The sequence below is a fragment of the Polynucleobacter sp. 39-46-10 genome, assembly GCF_002282275.1.
The window spans coordinates 1-1,360 of the sequence record NZ_NCJB01000478.1; the positions used below are offsets into that span (position 1 = coordinate 1).

At 46.9% G+C, this 1,360-nt stretch carries 2 protein-coding genes; both read left to right on the plus strand.

Translation table 11 applies throughout. From position 1 onward, the window contains the following. A partial coding sequence (hprK, locus tag B7X71_RS16950; RefSeq protein ID WP_293601601.1) for an HPr(Ser) kinase/phosphatase occupies positions 1 to 810 on the plus strand: 810 nt, incomplete at its 5' end. Position 811: 1 nt separating this feature from the next. Continuing rightward, positions 812 to 1,360, plus strand: a 549-nt coding sequence (locus B7X71_RS16955) for an RNase adapter RapZ (RefSeq protein WP_293601602.1), incomplete at its 3' end; no start/stop codon positions are given.

The following is a 1,360-nucleotide window of genomic DNA, read 5'->3' on the forward strand; positions in this document are numbered from 1 at the left end:
CACCCAAGCCGTATTCAGATTTTTGGTGAGCAAGAGGTTGATTACCATGCTCAGCTCGAACAAAAACAAAGGCAAGATCAAATCTCTAGCTTAATTTCAAAAACACCACCTTGTGTGATTGTTGCTGATGGGAAAACAGCTGATGCCGATCTGCAACTGTTCTGCCAAAGATCCTCTACCCCACTCTTTACAACAACTATTTCTGCTGCGGAGGTAATTGACCACCTACGCACCTACCTCACAAAGATTGGTGCGCCCCAAATTACGATGCATGGCGTGTTCATGGACATCTTAGGCTTGGGCGTCCTAATCATGGGCGAGTCAGGTTTGGGAAAAAGCGAATTGGGTTTAGAGTTGATTTCTCGTGGCCACGGTTTAGTGGCTGATGATGCGGTGGACTTTGCTCGTCTTGGACCAGATTACATTGAGGGTCGCTGCCCTGTGATTCTGCGCAACCTCCTAGAGGTTCGTGGACTAGGCTTATTAGATATCCGCACAATTTTTGGTGAAACGGCCGTGCGTCGTAAATTGAAATTGCGCTTGATCGTACAACTCGTTCGTCGTAATGATGGTGAGTTCGAGCGTCTTCCATTAGAAGCGCAGCATATTGATGTGCTAGGCATTCCAATAAGGACCGTCAAAATTCAAGTGGCTGCAGGGCGTAACTTGGCTGTACTAGTAGAGGCGGCAGTCCGCAATACTATTCTGCAACTGCGGGGCATTGATACCTTAAAAGAATTTATGGAGCGTCAGCGTTTGCAAATGAATGCAGAGGCTGAATCTACTAAGTCACAGGGTCGACTCATTTAATATGCAAATCAATCTGATTACCGGTATTTCCGGCTCAGGTAAATCCGTTGCGCTTAGAGCCTTTGAGGATGCAGGCTATGACTGTGTAGATAACCTTCCAGTCACCCTCTTAGAAAATCTCATCACCACTCTAGAGATCGAGAAGAGTGAACGCGTTGCAGTAGCCATTGATGCCCGTCGCGGCCAGTCAATCGCAGAGCTACCCCAGATCTTAGAAAACTTACGACGCAGCCATGATGTGCGAGTTGTTTTCTTGAATGCAGATACCAATACACTCATCCAGCGTTTTTCTGAGACCCGTAGACGTCATCCGCTCTCTGGTAAAACTCAAGAGTCTCAGGCGGCTACTCTGATAGAGGCGATTGATACAGAGCGCAACCTACTAGAACCTCTTCGCACCCAAGCGCATAGCATTGATACCAGTAACTTACCCGCCCATGCCCTACGCTCATGGATACAGGATCTTCTGAAAGATAAGCCCCAAGGGCTTACCGTGATTTTTGAATCTTTTGGATTTAAAAAAGGTTTACCTAGTGAAGCAGATCTTGTA